The following is a 14,623-nucleotide window of genomic DNA, read 5'->3' on the forward strand; positions in this document are numbered from 1 at the left end:
ATGACTGAGACCCTGGACCCCGGCGCGCGCGGCGCGATCCTGCAAGCCGTGGACGCGCTGCGCGAGGATGCGGTGCGGACACTGGAAACCCTCGTGCGATGCCCGTCGACCCTGGGCAACGAGCAATCCGCGCTGAACGAAATGGCGCGGATCTATGAAGGGCTGGGCCTCGCCCCGCGCCGCGTGCCGACGGTCCCTGAGGTGCTGGCGTCCCATCCGGGGTTCTCGCCGCCGCTGGTGTCCTATGAGGGCCGCGACAATGTCGTCGCCGTGCACACGCCGCGCGAGACGCGCGGCCGCAGCCTCGTGCTGCAAGGCCATGTTGACGTCGTGCCTGAGGGTGCGGCGGACATGTGGGAGACGCCGCCCTATGAGCCCGCCATCCGTGGCGGCCGCATGTATGGCCGTGGCGCGGGGGACATGAAGGCGGGCATCGTCAGCTATGTCATGGCCTTCAAGGCGCTGCGCCTCGCCGGGTTGCAGCCGGCGGCCGAGGTGCAGATGCAGTCGGTGATCGAGGAGGAGTGTTCCGGCAACGGCGCGTTGGCCGCCATGCTGGCGCTGCCGAAGACCGATGCCGTCATCATCCCGGAGCCTGGTCCTGGCCTGCCGGCGATGTATTCGGCCGAGGTCGGCGTGGTGTGGGCCTGGGTGACCGTCTCCGGCCGGCCGGCGCATGTGCGCGACATGCAGGCGGGCCTCAACGCCATCAAGGCCGCGAACGCCATCGCCGCGCGCTTCGAGGACTACCAGGCCGAGATGAACAAGGCCGAGCGCATCCATGCCTCCTTCCGCGGCGTGAACCATCCGGTGAATGTGAACTTCGGCACCATCGAGGGCGGGGAATGGAATTCCTCCGTGCCGACGCGCGCGCGCATCGGCATGCGGGTCGGCGTGATGATGGGCTACACCGCCGCGCAGACGAAGGCGGACATCGAGCGCATCGTCGCGGAGGCCGCGGCCGATCCCGCGCTGAAGGGTGCGACGGTCAAGCTGGAGTTCAAGGGCTTCATGGCCGATCCCTGCGTCTTCGACATGAATGCGCCGATCGTCACCATGGCCAAGCGCAACTTCGCCGATGTCTCGGGTGGTCTCCTGCGCGACTATCCGGCGACGGGACTGACCGATGGCCGCTTCTTCACGCTCTATCAGGACACGCCGGTTGCCTGCTTCGGTCCCGATGCGCAGGAGATCCACGGCATCGACGAAAGCGTCGGGATCGACAGCATGCACGACATCACCCGCACCATCGCCCTGACCATGGCGGAGTGGTGCGGGGTGGAGAAGACCGCATGACCATTCCCCTCAACGCCGACCGCTTCTGGGACAGCCTCCAGGAGATGGCGCGCATCGGCGCCACGCCGGAGGGCGGGGTGAAGCGCCTCGCCCTGTCGCATGAGGACCGCGTCGCGCGGGCCCTGCTGCGCGACTGGGCGATCGCGGCGGGCTGCACCGTCACGGTGGATCGGCTCGGCAGCATGTATTGCACCTATCCCGGCGCCGATCCGGACGCGGCGCCGGTCGCGGTCGGCAGCCATCTCGATTCCGTGCCGACGGGCGGGAAGTATGACGGGCCCTATGGCGTGTTGCTCGGCCTTGAGATCGTGCGCGCGCTGCATGAGGCCGGGCGCCGGACCCACGCGCCGATCACCGTCGTCAACTGGACGAATGAGGAAGGGTCCCGCTTCACCCCCGCCATGTCCGCGAGCGGTGCGGCGATGGGCGTGCTGGATGAAGCGAAGGTCCTCGCGGCACCGGACAATTTCGATCCGGCCTTCACCTACAGCGATGCCTTGCAGGCGATCGGCTGGGCCGGCCCGGAAGACCCGGCCCTGGCCCGCGACTTCGCCGCCTATTTCGAGGCGCATATCGAGCAGGGTCCGATCCTGGAACGCGAGGGCATTCCCATCGGCATCGTCACCCACTGCATCGGCGTCGAGCAGTGGGAGATCGTCGTGACCGGAGAGGATGGCCATGTCGGCTATCCGATGGCGGGGCGCAAGGACGCGCTGGTCGCGGCATCGGAACTGATCCTCGCGCTGGAACGCGTCGCGATCGAGACCGGCGGCATGGCCACCGCCGCGCGGCTGACGCTGCAACCCGATGCGCGAGGCAACATTCCGTCACTGGTGCGCCTCGCCGCCAACATCCGCCACCCGGACGAGGACGGCAATGCGCGCATGGAAGCCGCCTTTCGTACGGCCATGCAGGAGGTCGCGGCCCGGCGTGGCGTCACCGCCGAGATCATCCGCATCGGCGGCTATCCGCGCGTGCCCTTCGCGCCGAAGCTGCTCGACGCGCTGCGCCGTGCGGCCGACGGGGCACAGTTGAAGCATCGCGACATGCCCGGGCCGATCCCGCAGGATGCGCTGCATGTCGGCATCGTCGTGCCCTCGGCGCTGATGTTCATTCCCTGCCATGGCGGCGTCAGCCACCATCCGTCGGAGAGCATCTCGCGCGAGTGGTGCGCCGCGGGCCTGGCGACGATGGGCCCGGCGGTGATCGAAGCGGCAGGAGGCCTCGCATGACCAATGTTCCCCTGTCCGGGCAGCGCCTCTGGGACAGCCTGATGGAGATGGCGAAGATCGGCGGCACGGCGAGGGGCGGGAGCAACCGCCAGACGCTGACCGATCTCGATTCCGAGGGCCGGCATCTGCTGCAGCGCTGGGCCGAGGCCGCGGGCTGCACCATGACCGTCGATCGCCTGGGCAACATGCTGCTGACGCGGCCCGGGCGCGATCCGTCGCGCAAGCCGGTCGCCTTCGGCAGCCATCTCGACACCCAGCCGACGGGCGGGAAATTCGATGGCGTGCTGGGCGTGCTGGCGGGGCTCGAGGTGATGCGCGCGGTGCATGAGGCGGGCATCGAGACCGAGGCGCCGCTCATGCTCATCAACTGGACGAATGAGGAAGGCGCGCGCTTCTCCCCGCCCATGATGGGCTCCGGCGCGGCGATGGGCATCTTCACCGAGGAAGAAATCCTCGCGAAGCAGGATCCCGAGGGCAAGACCTTCGGCGGCGAACTGGCGCGCATCGGCTGGCAGGGCGACGCCGATCCGGCCGCGCTGCGCGACCTCGGCGCCTATGTCGAGCTGCATATCGAGCAGGGCAAGCTGCTGGAGGATGCCGGCAAGAGCATCGGCGTCGTGACCCAGGCGCTGGCGCAGAACTGGCTGGAAGTGACCATCGAGGGCGAGGAGGCGCATGGCGGGTCCCCCATGGCCGGCCGCAAGGACGCGATGATGGCCGCCGCCCCGCTGATCGCGGCGATCGAGGAGATCGCGCTCGCTTCCGTGACGCCCGCCGGCGAGCCTGGCCGCGCCACGGTGGGCCGCATGACCGTCTATCCGGACAGCCGCAACATCGCGCCGTCGCGCATCTGGTTCTCCATCGACACGCGGCATCACGATCCGGACCTGCTCGCGCGGATGGCCGAGGAAATCCGCGCCAAGGCCGCCGCCATCGCGGCGCAGCGCGGCGTGCGGATCACAGTGACGGATTTCTGGTACTCGCCGATGGTGCCCTTCGATCCGGTGCTGGTGGGGCGCGTGCGCGATGCGGCCGAACGGCTCGGCTATCCGCACATGGACATGCCGACGGCGATCGGCCACGACGCTGTCTATGCCGCGCGGTGCGTGCCCACCACCATGATCTTCTGCCCCTGCCATGGCGGCATCAGCCACAACGAGGCCGAGAGCATCACGCCCGAATGGGCCGAGGCCGGCATGCGCGTGCTGGCCGATGCCGTGCTGGCGACGGCGGGCATCGCGCGCGGATGAGCGCCAACCTGCCACTGTCCGTCGATCGGCTGTGGAATGACCTCATGGCCATGGCGCGCATCGGCGCGACGCCGGAGGCCGGCAACAACCGCCCGGCCCTGTCCATGCTGGATGGCGAGGCGCGGCGGATGCTCGCCGAATGGGGTACGCGGATCGGGCTGACCCTCAGCGTCGACCGGTTGGGCAACATGGCGCTGCGGCGGGAGGGCACCGACCCGGCGCGCCGCCCGGTTCTGGTTGGCAGCCATCTCGACACCCAGCCGACGGGCGGGAAGTTCGACGGCCCCTATGGCGTGCTCGCCGGCCTCGAGATCCTGCGCGCCCTGCATGAGAGCGGCACGCGAACGGCGGCACCGATCGTCCTCGTGAACTGGACGAGCGAGGAGGGCTGCCGTTTCAGCCCCTCCATGATCGGCGCGGCGGGCGCGATGGGCGTGCTGTCGGAGGCCGAGGTGCTCGACCGGCGCGCCCTCGATGACGGTGAGCGCTATGGCGATGCGCTGACGGCAACGGGTTGGGCGGGCGACGCCGATCCGGCCGGGCTGCGCGATGCGGAGGCCTATTTCGAGGCGCATATCGAACAGGGGCCGACCCTGGAAGCCGAAGGCCTGGACATTGGCATCGTCACCGGTGGCTTCGCGACGGAACGCGCCCTGGTCACGGTGACCGGCAAGGACAGCCATGCCGGCACGACGCCGATGGAGATGCGCCAGGACGCCGTCCTCGCCGCGGCGGAGATGATCGGCGCCGGGGAACGCATCCTCTATGCCCGCGCGCCCGACGCGCGCATGACGGTTTGCCGCTTCCTCGTCGATCCGGGTGCTGATGGCGTCGTGCCCGGCGGCGCGCGCTTCGCCTTCGAATACCGCCACCCGGAGGACGCCACGCTGCGTGCCCTGCTCGATGAGGCCGATGCGGCCTTCGCAGGCATTGCCGCGCGCCGGCGCGTCGCCGTGATGCGCGAGCCCTATTGGTCCTTCCCGCGCGTCGTCTTCGACGCGACGCTCGCCGCGCGCCTGGAAGCGGCGGCGCAGCGACGTGGCGCGCGCTACAAGCGCATGCTGTCCGGCGCGGGCCATGACGCCTATCACGCGGCCGCCCGAATGCCGGCCGTCATGCTGTTCATCCCCTGCCATGGCGGCGTCAGCCATCACCCGACGGAATCGATCTCGCGCGACTGGGCCGAGATCGGGCTGCGCGTGCTGGCCGATGCCGTGATCGAGACGGCAGGTCTCACTCAAGGACCGTGAACCATGCGTATCGCTATCGGCGGCTTTCAGCACGAGAGCCATTCCTTTGCCCCGCTCCCCGCGGGCTGGGCACAGTTCAAGCAGCCCGGCGGGTTCCCGGCGCTGCAGCATTCGGTGACGCTGCTCGATGCATTGCGCCCGACCTCGCTGCCGGCGGCGGGCGCCATCGCGGTGGCGGAGGAACAGGGCATCGCCATCGCGCCGCTCGCCTGGGCCATGGCCAACCCCGCCGGTCCGGTGACGCGTGAGGCCTTCGAGCGCATCTCCGCCCTGATGGTCGCGGCGCTGTCCGATGCGCTGGAGGAAGGCCCGATCGACGGCGTGTATCTGGAACTGCACGGGGCAGCGGCCTCGGACGATTTCCTCGATGCCGAGGGCGAGTTGCTGCGTCGCGTCCGCGCCGTGGTGGGCGCCGATGTGCCGATCGCCGCGAGCCTCGATCCGCATGCCAACAAGACCATCGCCATGGTCCAGCATTCGGATGTGCTGGTGCCCTACCGCACCTATCCGCATGTCGACCAGAAGGCGACGGGGGCGCTCGCGACGCAGCTCCTGCTGCGCATGATCCGTGATGGCCGCCGCCCGGCCAAGGTGTTCCGCGAGCTCGATTTCTGGACCCCGCTGCCGGGCCAATGCACCATGGTCGGACCGATGGCGGAGGTGATGGCCGAACGCGCGCGGCTTGAGACCATGCCGGGCGTCTGGGAACTCGGCTTCTGCTTCGGCTTTCCCTATGTCGATTTCCCCGGCTGCGGCATGGCGATCGCCGCCTATGCCGACACGGAAGCAGAAGCCGATGCCGCCGCCGACGCGCTGGCCCGCTTCATCGTGGCGAAGGAGACCGATTTCGCCCTCGGCGTCGTGCCGGCGGGCGAGGGCGTGGCGCGCGCCATCGCCTCGCGCGACCCGCAGCGGCCGGTGGTGCTGGCCGACACGCAGGACAATCCTGGCGGCGGCGGGCATGGCGACACGACCGGCCTGCTCGCCGAGCTGATCCGCCAGGATGCGCAGGGCGCGGTGCTCGCCCCGATGAACGACGCCGAGGCTGCCGCGGCCTTCCACGCGGCAGGCGAGGGGGCGGAGGTCACCCTCGATCTCGGCGGCAAGAGCGACGGTGCGCCGCTGCGCGTGACCGCGCTGGTCGAGAAGCTGTCGGATGGCAAGTTCATCCTCAGCGGGCCGATGGGGAAGGGGAACCCGGCGGATCTCGGGCCCTCCGCCCTGATCCGCGTCGCGCCGGGCGTGCGCGTCGTGGTGGTCAGCCGCAAGATGCAGGCGCATGACCAGGAGGTGTTCCGCTTCCTCGGCGTCGAGCCGGCCGAACAGAAGATCGTCGCGGTGAAGTCCTCGGTGCATTTCCGGGCGCATTTCCAGCCGATCGCCTCGGAGGTCATCGTGGTGACTGCGCCGGGTCCGGTGGTCGCCGATCCCGCGGTGCTGCCCTTCACCAATCTGCGGCCCGGGCTGCGGCTGCGGCCGGGGGACAACCGACGCACCGCGTGACACGCATCACCGCGCTGCCCGACGACCTGCCCGCGCTGGCCGTGGCCGCGCGGGCGGAAGGCTTCCGCATGCTCGACGTGCTGGCCCGCGAATGGGCGGAGGGCACGATGCGCTTCGCCGCGCCGGGCGAGGCGCTGTTCGCCGCGCGCGATGCCGATGGCATGCTCATAGGCATCGGCGGAATCACGCGCGATCCCTTCGCGGACGCACTGCGCATGCGGCGCTTCTATGTGCTGCCGGGAATGCGTGGCACGGGTACCGGTCGCAGCCTTGCGATGGAAGCCATAGCACGGGCGCGTGCCGCAGGCGTCGGACTCATCCGCCTGCGCGCGCCGGAGGGTGCATGGCGCTTCTGGGAAGCACTTGGCTTCGCGCCCATCACGGGCGACGCGGCCGCTACGCACCGGATGACGCTGCACGTGGCGTGAAAGGCGTCAGAGCGGTCGCGCGACGTCTGCGGCATGGTCCGCGCCAGGGGGCGATTCCACGGTCGCGAAAGGACCATGACATGGGCTTGTTTGCTCCGGAAATTCCCCTCGATCCTGGCGTCGGCGGCTGCTCGATCGGCGAGGGTGCCCTGCAGATGGGCGACATCATCGTCTCCACCACGGACGCCGGCGTGTCGGGCGTCATCCGCGTCGGGACGGGATCCTCGGTAAGCCATGCAGCGCTGTATGACGGCGCGGGAATGGTGATCGAAGCGCTCGGCCACGGCGTCGTCGCGCATCCGATCGCGACCGCGCTCTCCGACGATTCGCTTGCCGTCGTCTACCGCGCGCCGAACCTGACCGACACGCAGCGCCGCCTGGCCGTGGAATGGGCGCTGCGCCAGGTCGGGACAGCCTATTCGGTCTCGGGCGCGGTGCTGTCGACGGACAAGATCCTGTGCCGCGTCGCAGGACCCCGGCCGGGCGGCTTCTTCTGCTCGCAACTGGTGTTCGAGGCCTTCGTCCAGGCCGGCGCGCCGCTGTCCAGCCTGCCCTCGCAATGCGTGACGCCGGCCGATGCGGTGACGATCGCGGCGCACAGCCTGACTTATGTCGGACACCTGAAGGGCAGCCTGACGCGCTGGCCGATCCTGTCGCCGTGACTGGCGGGTGGGAGGCCGGAGAGGGGCTTTGCCCCTCTCCGGACCTCACCCCACCAAAGGCCGAAAGGCCTTTGGAAACCTCGAATTGGCGGCGGGCATGGCTGGTGCAACAAGTGCCGAAACTCGCTCTTGCGCACAAAGCGCGTTGTGGGAAGGACTGCACGCCAGCACTGCCCAGCGCCAAGTGACGGTTTCCAAAGGCCTTTCGGCCTTTGGCGAGGTGGCTTGGAGGGGCGGCGCCCCTCCAACCTACTCCCGCGTCGCGTCCCGCATCTCGGTCACCAGGTCCCGCAGCGGCGCGGGCAGGGTCGTCGGTGTGTGGGTGCTCGGCCACATGACGTGGTGCGCGCCCCGCGTGATGCCGCAGGTCATGTTGCCGGGCTCGCCGCGCGGTAGGGTGTCGAAGCGCGCGGCATCGAGCAGCGCCGACCAGCGCGCATAGGGTGCCGTGCGGCCTTCGACCGACATCTGTTCAAGCGGTGCGCCGGCGCGGGGGCGGCGCAGGCGCAACAGGCGTCCATCCGCCTCGGCAGCCACGCCCCCGCCGCCGCCGGTGAAGCCGCCGCCGCAATAGAGGGTGATGCGCTCGCCCGGTTCGGCGAGCGCCGCGGCACTGCCGAACAACAGGGCCGCGAAAGCCGCGCGTGGAATCATGCCTGCTCCAGGAAGGCGCGCACCGCGGCGGCGCGCGGGATCGGCGCGACCGCGCCATAGCCGGTGGTGGACAGCGCGGCGGCCGCATTGGCGTAGGTCGCCGCGGTGATTGGGTCGTCGCCGGCCAGGGTTCGGGCGAGGAAGGCACCGGCGAAGGTGTCGCCTGCGCCGGTCGCGTCCACAGCCGTCACGCGGTGGCCGGCGATGCGCGTGCGGCCCGCCCGCGTCGCGACGAGGCAGCCGGCCGCACCACATTTCAGCAGCACGAGCGGGCAGAGCCGCAGGTAGAAATCCGCGACCGCATCGGGATCGGTCAGTCCGGTCAGCGCCGTTGCATCGTCGAGCGAGGGCAGGGCGACATCCGCCATGCCGATCGCAGCATGCATCACTGCCGCGGCGCGGGCGGCGGGCCACAGCCGCAGGCGCAGATTGGTGTCGTAGGACACCCGCACCCCGGCTTCGCGCGCCAGGTGAATGGCGTGGAAGACGGCGTCGCAGGCACTGTCGGAGATCGCCTGGCTGATGCCCGAGACGTGCAGCATGCGCGCCGCGCGGATGGCTTCCTCGGGCACGTCCTGCGGCCGGTACAGCGCGGCGGCGCTGCCCGTGCGGTAGAAGGCGAAGTGATGCCCGCCGGCGTCATGCGTGACGAAGTAGATGCCGGTCTGCGCGCCGGGACGGCGGAGGACCGTCGCGCTGTCCACGCCCTCCCTTGCCCACAGCGCGAGGAAGCTGTCCCCCGCCGCATCCGCGCCAACGGCGGTGATGTAGCCGGCCGAGGCACCCGACCGTGCCGCGGCGATGGCGGCGTTGGAGGTGTCGCCGCCATGCCCCTCGAGATACAGGACGCGCCCGTCCGGCCCCGGCGCCTGCTGGTTGAACTCCAGCATCGGCTCGCCCATGCAGAGCAGGTCGGGCATGGTCAGGCCCGCGCGGTGCCGAGGGCGTCCTCGGCGGCCCGGATCACCGCGGCGCGGTCGCCGGCGGCGATCAGCGCCTCGTCCACCAGCTTGCCGCCGATGCCGACGAAGGCGGCGCCGGCCGCCAGGTAATCCGGCATGTTGCGCGCGTCGACGCCGCCGGTCGGGCAGAAGACGACATCGGGGAAGACCGATCGCAGCGCCTTCACATGCGCCGGTCCGCCGGCCGAACTCGCCGGGAAGACCTTCACCACGTCGGCGCCGGCGGCCAGTGCGGCGCGCACCTCGGTCGGCGTCAGCGCGCCGAGCATCAGGCAGGCACCCGCATCCTGCACCGTGTCGGCCAGGGTCGCATCCACCCACGGCGCGACGATGAATTGCGCGCCGGCGTCGAGGCAGGCCTCGGCGGTGCGGGCATCGGGCACAGTGCCGGCACCCACGAGCAACTCGGGATCGGCGGCGAGGGCCCGGATCAGGGCAGGGGCCTCGGGCACCGTCATGGTGATTTCGAAGATGCGCAGCCCGGCTTCCTGCAGCCAGGCGACGGCCGTCGCGGCTCGGGCGGCGGAGGAGGTGCGCACCACGGGAATGAGGCGCGCCGCGCGCAGGCGGGGAATGAGCGGGTGCATGGCGATGGTCCCTCCGTCGCCATGCTGGGCCGGCCGGTGGCCGGCGGGCAAGGGTGCCGCCCGGAACCCGGGCTGGAAATATGCCCGTCAGCGTATCCGTGAAGCCTGCTTCAGACCGCCATGCGTTTGGCGGTCGTCTCCAGCCGGCGGGCGGCGACGAGCGCGCGCTCGATCTCGACCGCGGTGCTGTCCAGGGCGTGGCGATAACCGGTCACGCTTTGGCCGAGGCGCGACATGGTGCGCGACAGGTCGCCGATCGCCTCGCGCAGACCCGCGGTAGCCTGGGACTGCTCGCCGATCGCCTCGTCCAGCTTGCGCAGGGCGATGCGCAGCCGGTCCTCCGGACGCGACGGGAAGGCGGCGACCATGGTCGTCGGGGCGGAGGTTGTCGGGGCAATTGGGTCAGCCATGGGGCCTCGCGCATGCGTCTTAAGACTTCCTTAATCGAGGCCTGTGGCGGATGCGAGAAGAATTTGTCTCGGAAAATGACAGGAGTCGCGAAATTCAGCGAATCGGCGCGCTGACTTTCGTCCCCAGGATCGCTCTGAAAAACACACTGAATCAATATGTTGAGCCGCGATCCTCGAAAGATGTCGGGGGCATCCCTTCCGTGTCGGGATGTGCCGGCCGCACGCGGCGAGCGAGGCGCGGTGCCCCCCGGCAGTGCCAGGCGTGACGCGATCCTTGCGAAGGGCGCGGGCCCGTCGCGTTCCCCAAGGCCCGCTTTTCCTTTAGGAAGCGGCCCGGAGGTACTCACGACACCCATGGGCACAGCCCTCGAGATCGGCGTCATCATCCTGCTGGTGCTGCTCAACGGCGCTTTCGCCATGAGCGAACTGGCCATCGTCTCTTCCCGCCGTTCCAGGCTGATGGCGATGCAGCGCCGCGGCAGCCTGGGGGCGGAAGCCGCCCTGGCGCTGGCGGACGATCCCCAGCGCTTCCTGCCCACGGTGCAGGTGGGCATCACCCTGGTCGGCATCTTCGCCGGCGCCTTCGGCGGCGCGCGGCTGTCAGGGACGATCGCGGAGTGGCTCGCCGCCATTCCCGGCATCGGCGCCTATGCCGGGGAGATCGCCTTCACGCTGGTGGTCATCGCGATCACCTATCTCAGCCTGATCCTGGGCGAGCTGGTCCCGAAGCAGTTCGCGCTGCGCAACCCGGAACGGGTGGCGGTGCTGGTCGCGCGCCCCATGGCGACGCTGTCGCGCTTCTCGGGGCCGATCGTCTGGGTGCTCGGCCGGTCCTCGGCAGCGGTGCTGCGCCTGTTCGGCCCGGCCCCGCCCGAACAGGCGGTAACGGAAGAGGAAGTGAAGGCCGTGGTGGCCGAGGGCGCCCAGGCGGGCGCGCTCGAGACCGAGGAGCGGCACATGATCGAGCGCGTGCTGCGCCTGGCCGACAAGCCGGTGCGGGCGCTGATGACGCCGCGCAACGACCTCGCCTGGCTCGACCGCTCCGATTCGCCGGAGGACATCGCGGCGCGGCTGCGCGCCTCGGACGTCACGCGCTTCATCGTGGCCGATGGGCGCGTCGACAACGTCGTCGGCGTGGTGGTGGCGAAGGATCTGCTCGACCAGATGCTGGAAGGCGCGCCGATGGCGCTCGGCCCCGCGCTGCGCCAGGCGATCGTGCTGCCGGACACGCTGTCCGCCCTCGATGCGCTGGAACGGCTGCGCGGGGATCCGCTGGGGCTCGCCCTGGTGATGGACGAATACGGGTCCTTCGAGGGCGTGGTCACCGCCTCGGACCTGCTGGAGGCCATTGTCGGCGACCTCGGTCCGCCCGAGCCGGAATCCGAGGGCGGGGCGATCGAGCGGGCGGATGGATCGCTGCTGCTGGATGGGTCGATGCCGTCGGACGAACTGCGCGCGCAGCTCGACCTCCCGGAACTGCCGGCGGCGGGCACCTATCACACCGTGGCGGGGCTGATGCTGGCGCTGCTGAAGCGCGTGCCGCGGGAAGGCGACCGCATCGTCTGGGCCGGCTGGCGCTTCGAGATCGTCGACATGGATGGCCGCCGTGTCGACAAGGTGCTGGCAAGCCGCGAGGAGGTCGCGGCCTGACGGCCGGGCGCCGGTGCCGCCGGGCGCAGGCGCTCACGGTTCCGTCAACCTGGAATGGTGATGGCCGTGGTGTTTTTCCCCTTCCGCGGGCAGCAAGTCGATTTCGGAATAGTTGCGGTGGAATTCACTGGACGATCCACGGCGGGTGCCTAGCATCCGCCGCGGCGGGCAGAGGGAATACCCAACATGTCAGGTTCACGGATCAAGGCCTTGCAGGCGAGCCTGTTCGGCACGCGGCAGTATGTGTGCGGCGGCCATGGCGCCATCTGGCCGGGCGACGGTTCCTTCATCGTGCCCACGGGCATCGTCATCCATTTCTATGTCCCGGACGGCGACGGCCTGCCGAACGATATCGGTCAGCAGGTGGACCAGGTGCTGAACGGCGGCACGGGGCCTACGCCGGTCGAGACCATCCGTTCGGGTTCGCCCTGCGACGACTACCGGCTATTTTCGAGCAAGGCGGGCGGCTACCTCAACCTCGGCATGTCGACCTCCGCCAACGGCCGCTACATCACCGAACAGGACAAGGACAACGGCAGGAAGCTGTCGGACATCGTCCAGTGGGTGGTGAGCCAGACGCCGAATGCCGAGATCCACTGGAGCGCCTGCCGGTCGCATGAGAGCGGCACGGATGTCTTCGACTGGGATGCGCCCAGCTATTCGTCGTTCCTGCTGGGGCTGGGTGGTGGCGGCACACCCTGACAGCGGTGGCTTCGGCGTCCGTGTATATCGCGCGAGGCCGCTCCGCCGGCCCGCGCGGCGGCCTATTTCGCGGCTGATTTCGCGATCGGCGCGATGAATTGTGGCTCGGTGTCCCAGGGGAACAGGATCCAGGTGTCCTGGGACACCTCGGTGATGAAGGTGTCGACCACCGGCTTGCCGGCGGGCTTCGCATAGACCGTCGCGAAATGCGCCTTGGGCAGCAGGCCGCGGATGATGCGCGCCGTCGTGCCGGTATCGACCAGGTCGTCCAGGATCAGCCATCCCGTGCCGTCGCCGGCCGCGACGGGGGGCTTGGCCACGTGGGGATTGCCGCGCTTCTCCCAGTCATAGGTGATGATCGAAACGCTTTCGATCAGCCGGCAGTCGAGTTCGCGGGCGATGATCGCGGCCGGGATCAGCCCGCCCCGGGTGATGGCGACGATGCCCTGCCAGGGGCCGCGTTCCAGCAGCCGCCAGGCGAGTGCCTTGCTGTCGCGGTGCAACTGGTCCCAGGTGACGGTGTAGTAGCGCGGCGCCATCTCAGAACATCCTTCCGCCATCGGGCACACGCAGGTCGGGCCTGAGCAGCACCACCGCGCCGTTCTCGTCAGGCACGCCGAGGACCAGCACCTCGCTCTCGAAGCCGGCGATGCGGCGCGGCGGAAAGTTCACCACCGCCATCACCTGCCGCCCGATCAGCTTGTCCGGCGCGTAGTGCACCGCGATCTGCGCCGAGGACCGCTTCACTCCGATCGTCCCGCCGAAATCCACCCAGAGGCGGATGGAGGGCTTGCGCGCCTCGGGGAAGGGCTGGGCGTCGACGATGGTGCCGGCCCGGATGTCCAGGCGGTCGAAATCCTCGATGGTCGCGGCTGATTCCATCCTTGCGCCTCTAGAGCGTTTTCCGCCGGCGCGGAAGCGCCTCCGGCCGGTCAGCAGCCGTGCAGGCGCCGGCAGGCGAGGTAGCGCTGCATGCATTGCTGCATGCAGCCGGCCCGGTCTGTCGGGGTGAAGGCCGGCGCATTGGGGTTCATGCTCCAGATGCCCGGGCAGGCCATCTGGCAGGCGCCCTGCTGCGTCAGGCAGGCATTGGCGAGCGGCGCCGCACAGACCATCCCGCCGGCTGACGGGCTCGGCGCCTGGGCGGCGGGTGCGCCGAGCGGCGGCGGCTTGCTGGTCGGCAGGGTCTGGGCCAGCGCCGATCCGGCGAGCAGCCCCAGCAGCAGGGTCAGGATGCGCAGCATGGTGGAAACCTCGGTCGGCGATGATGGGCGCGGCGGTCAATCATGGCGGCGGCCAAGCGTGAAGTGCTTCACGACACAGCACATTCCTGCCCGTGGAAGAAGCGTTTCGCCATGGGGAAGCCATTCTCCCGCGTGATCATGCCGCCTACAGTCCGGTCACCGGCGCGGGATTCGGCCGCGCCCCACTGCACCGCTCGGAGCCCACGAGACCATGGCGAGTCCGCGCTTCATCCTGAAGACCGAGCTCTCGGGGCTCGAGGCCGTGACCGCCGGCGGGGCCGCGGTGCTGGACGCCGATGCCCGGCTGCGGGCGCTGCTGGGGCCGGAGCGCGCCGCGCTCTTCGCCGAGCCGGTGGTGACCTGGGGCAACGGGCGCAATGCCGGGTCGGTGTCCTGGTACGCGGTGGCCGGAGGTGATCCGCTGCCGCTGTCGGCGCTCGCGCCGGCGCGGCGCGCGGCGGTGGAGCAGCGGCTCGGCGAGATGCTGGCCTCCCTCGCCCCGCAGATGGGCGACCCGCTGCTGCGCGGGGCGCTGGTGCTGGCGGGGCCGGAGTCGATCCTGGCGGTGGATGACCAACCGCTGATCACGGGATGGGGCCTCGCCCCCGCCGGGGCGCTGCGCGATCCGAGCAGCCGGGCGGCGCATCTGCGTGCCGTCTATGGCGCGGCCGTGCCGCCGGCGCTGCTGGCCGAGGGCGCGCCGGAGCCGCCGCGCGCAGCACCGCCGGGGCCACCGCCGGCCGCCGCCGCGCCGCGGCCCGCCGTTGCGCCGCCGCCGGTCGCGCCCGTTGCT

Annotated in this window: 17 protein-coding genes; 10 read left to right on the plus strand and 7 right to left on the minus strand. The window is 70.3% G+C overall.

All coding sequences use genetic code 11. The features are described 5' to 3' along the window. The 7 genes from KPL78_RS04360 to KPL78_RS04390 all read left to right on the plus strand — a co-directional run bounded on the left by KPL78_RS04360 (nt 1) and on the right by KPL78_RS04390 (nt 7,621). Nucleotides 1-1,296, plus strand: coding sequence for an ArgE/DapE family deacylase (locus KPL78_RS04360; RefSeq protein ID WP_219761649.1), 1,296 nt, complete (start codon nt 1-3; stop codon nt 1,294-1,296). Further along, a complete protein-coding gene (locus KPL78_RS04365; RefSeq protein ID WP_219761650.1) occupies nt 1,293-2,528 on the plus strand; it encodes a Zn-dependent hydrolase in 1,236 nt (411 codons plus the stop codon). The genes KPL78_RS04360 and KPL78_RS04365 overlap by 4 nt, the downstream gene beginning before the upstream one ends. After that, nucleotides 2,525-3,778 (plus strand): Zn-dependent hydrolase, encoded by a 1,254-nt coding sequence (locus tag KPL78_RS04370; protein ID WP_219761651.1) that lies wholly within the window; start codon nt 2,525-2,527, stop codon nt 3,776-3,778. Before KPL78_RS04365 ends, KPL78_RS04370 begins: the two co-directional genes overlap by 4 nt. Then, complete coding sequence (locus KPL78_RS04375) at nt 3,775-5,028, plus strand: allantoate amidohydrolase (protein WP_219761652.1); 1,254 nt, start codon at nt 3,775-3,777, stop codon at nt 5,026-5,028. Before KPL78_RS04370 ends, KPL78_RS04375 begins: the two co-directional genes overlap by 4 nt. A gap of 3 nt (nt 5,029-5,031) precedes the next feature. After that, nucleotides 5,032-6,531, plus strand: coding sequence for a M81 family metallopeptidase (locus tag KPL78_RS04380; RefSeq protein ID WP_219761653.1), 1,500 nt, complete (start codon nt 5,032-5,034; stop codon nt 6,529-6,531). Beyond that, the gene (locus tag KPL78_RS04385; RefSeq protein WP_219761654.1) at nt 6,528-6,959 is read left to right on the plus strand and encodes a GNAT family N-acetyltransferase; all 432 of its coding nucleotides are present in this window, start codon (nt 6,528-6,530) and stop codon (nt 6,957-6,959) included. The genes KPL78_RS04380 and KPL78_RS04385 overlap by 4 nt, the downstream gene beginning before the upstream one ends. 80 nt (nt 6,960-7,039) lie before the next feature. Beyond that, complete coding sequence (locus KPL78_RS04390) at nt 7,040-7,621, plus strand: YiiX/YebB-like N1pC/P60 family cysteine hydrolase (RefSeq protein WP_219761655.1); 582 nt, start codon at nt 7,040-7,042, stop codon at nt 7,619-7,621. A 249-nt stretch (nt 7,622-7,870) separates the two neighbouring features. On the opposite strand, the gene KPL78_RS04395 is transcribed toward KPL78_RS04390, so the two are convergent. The 4 genes from KPL78_RS04395 to KPL78_RS04410 form a co-directional block, all read right to left on the minus strand. After that, nucleotides 7,871-8,275, minus strand: a complete 405-nt coding sequence (locus tag KPL78_RS04395) for a hypothetical protein (protein ID WP_219761656.1) — start codon at nt 8,273-8,275, stop codon at nt 7,871-7,873. Then, nucleotides 8,272-9,195 (minus strand): sugar kinase, encoded by a 924-nt coding sequence (locus tag KPL78_RS04400; protein ID WP_219761657.1) that lies wholly within the window; start codon nt 9,193-9,195, stop codon nt 8,272-8,274. The genes KPL78_RS04395 and KPL78_RS04400 overlap by 4 nt, the downstream gene beginning before the upstream one ends. Before the next feature lie 2 nt (nt 9,196-9,197). After that, nucleotides 9,198-9,824, minus strand: coding sequence for a bifunctional 4-hydroxy-2-oxoglutarate aldolase/2-dehydro-3-deoxy-phosphogluconate aldolase (locus KPL78_RS04405; RefSeq protein WP_219761658.1), 627 nt, complete (start codon nt 9,822-9,824; stop codon nt 9,198-9,200). A 110-nt stretch (nt 9,825-9,934) separates the two neighbouring features. Then, nucleotides 9,935-10,234, minus strand: a complete 300-nt coding sequence (locus KPL78_RS04410) for a hypothetical protein (protein ID WP_219761659.1) — start codon at nt 10,232-10,234, stop codon at nt 9,935-9,937. 354 nt (nt 10,235-10,588) lie between these two features. Here KPL78_RS04410 and KPL78_RS04415 point away from each other — a divergent pair, with 354 nt between their 5' ends. Together KPL78_RS04415 and KPL78_RS04420 are read left to right on the plus strand one after the other, a co-directional pair. Further along, nucleotides 10,589-11,884, plus strand: coding sequence for a hemolysin family protein (locus KPL78_RS04415; protein WP_219761660.1), 1,296 nt, complete (start codon nt 10,589-10,591; stop codon nt 11,882-11,884). A 186-nt stretch (nt 11,885-12,070) separates the two neighbouring features. Next, the gene (locus KPL78_RS04420) at nt 12,071-12,586 is read left to right on the plus strand and encodes a putative adhesin (RefSeq protein ID WP_219761661.1); all 516 of its coding nucleotides are present in this window, start codon (nt 12,071-12,073) and stop codon (nt 12,584-12,586) included. A 62-nt stretch (nt 12,587-12,648) separates the two neighbouring features. Here KPL78_RS04420 and gpt read toward each other — a convergent pair whose 3' ends face one another. The 3 genes from gpt to KPL78_RS04435 are packed head-to-tail and all read right to left on the minus strand — an operon-like array spanning nt 12,649 to nt 13,830. Further along, complete coding sequence (gpt, locus tag KPL78_RS04425) at nt 12,649-13,125, minus strand: xanthine phosphoribosyltransferase (protein WP_219761662.1); 477 nt, start codon at nt 13,123-13,125, stop codon at nt 12,649-12,651. 1 nt (nt 13,126) lies between these two features. Further along, nucleotides 13,127-13,468 (minus strand): tRNA-binding protein, encoded by a 342-nt coding sequence (locus KPL78_RS04430; protein ID WP_219761663.1) that lies wholly within the window; start codon nt 13,466-13,468, stop codon nt 13,127-13,129. 50 nt (nt 13,469-13,518) lie between these two features. Beyond that, the gene (locus tag KPL78_RS04435) at nt 13,519-13,830 is read right to left on the minus strand and encodes a hypothetical protein (protein ID WP_219761664.1); all 312 of its coding nucleotides are present in this window, start codon (nt 13,828-13,830) and stop codon (nt 13,519-13,521) included. Between the two features lie 211 nt (nt 13,831-14,041). Here KPL78_RS04435 and KPL78_RS04440 point away from each other — a divergent pair. Next, a partial coding sequence (locus KPL78_RS04440) for a hypothetical protein (protein WP_219761665.1) occupies nt 14,042-14,623 on the plus strand: 582 nt, incomplete at its 3' end.

The organism is Roseomonas alba, assembly GCF_019430885.1.
GTDB classification, from domain to species: Bacteria; Pseudomonadota; Alphaproteobacteria; order Acetobacterales; family Acetobacteraceae; genus Neoroseomonas; species Neoroseomonas alba.

Coding starts and splice junctions, on each gene's coding strand:
- KPL78_RS04405 (WP_219761658.1), bottom strand. CDS start 9,824: ATGCACCCGCTCATTCCCCGCCTGCGCGCGGCGCGCCTCATTCCCGTG.
- KPL78_RS04370 (WP_219761651.1), top strand. CDS start 2,525: ATGACCAATGTTCCCCTGTCCGGGCAGCGCCTCTGGGACAGCCTGATG.
- KPL78_RS04430 (WP_219761663.1), bottom strand. CDS start 13,468: ATGGAATCAGCCGCGACCATCGAGGATTTCGACCGCCTGGACATCCGG.
- KPL78_RS04410 (WP_219761659.1), bottom strand. CDS start 10,234: ATGGCTGACCCAATTGCCCCGACAACCTCCGCCCCGACGACCATGGTC.
- KPL78_RS04395 (WP_219761656.1), bottom strand. CDS start 8,275: ATGATTCCACGCGCGGCTTTCGCGGCCCTGTTGTTCGGCAGTGCCGCG.
- KPL78_RS04390 (WP_219761655.1), top strand. CDS start 7,040: ATGGGCTTGTTTGCTCCGGAAATTCCCCTCGATCCTGGCGTCGGCGGC.
- KPL78_RS04360 (WP_219761649.1), top strand. CDS start 1: ATGACTGAGACCCTGGACCCCGGCGCGCGCGGCGCGATCCTGCAAGCC.
- gpt (WP_219761662.1), bottom strand. CDS start 13,125: ATGGCGCCGCGCTACTACACCGTCACCTGGGACCAGTTGCACCGCGAC.
- KPL78_RS04365 (WP_219761650.1), top strand. CDS start 1,293: ATGACCATTCCCCTCAACGCCGACCGCTTCTGGGACAGCCTCCAGGAG.
- KPL78_RS04400 (WP_219761657.1), bottom strand. CDS start 9,195: ATGCCCGACCTGCTCTGCATGGGCGAGCCGATGCTGGAGTTCAACCAG.
- KPL78_RS04375 (WP_219761652.1), top strand. CDS start 3,775: ATGAGCGCCAACCTGCCACTGTCCGTCGATCGGCTGTGGAATGACCTC.
- KPL78_RS04415 (WP_219761660.1), top strand. CDS start 10,589: ATGGGCACAGCCCTCGAGATCGGCGTCATCATCCTGCTGGTGCTGCTC.
- KPL78_RS04380 (WP_219761653.1), top strand. CDS start 5,032: ATGCGTATCGCTATCGGCGGCTTTCAGCACGAGAGCCATTCCTTTGCC.
- KPL78_RS04420 (WP_219761661.1), top strand. CDS start 12,071: ATGTCAGGTTCACGGATCAAGGCCTTGCAGGCGAGCCTGTTCGGCACG.
- KPL78_RS04435 (WP_219761664.1), bottom strand. CDS start 13,830: ATGCTGCGCATCCTGACCCTGCTGCTGGGGCTGCTCGCCGGATCGGCG.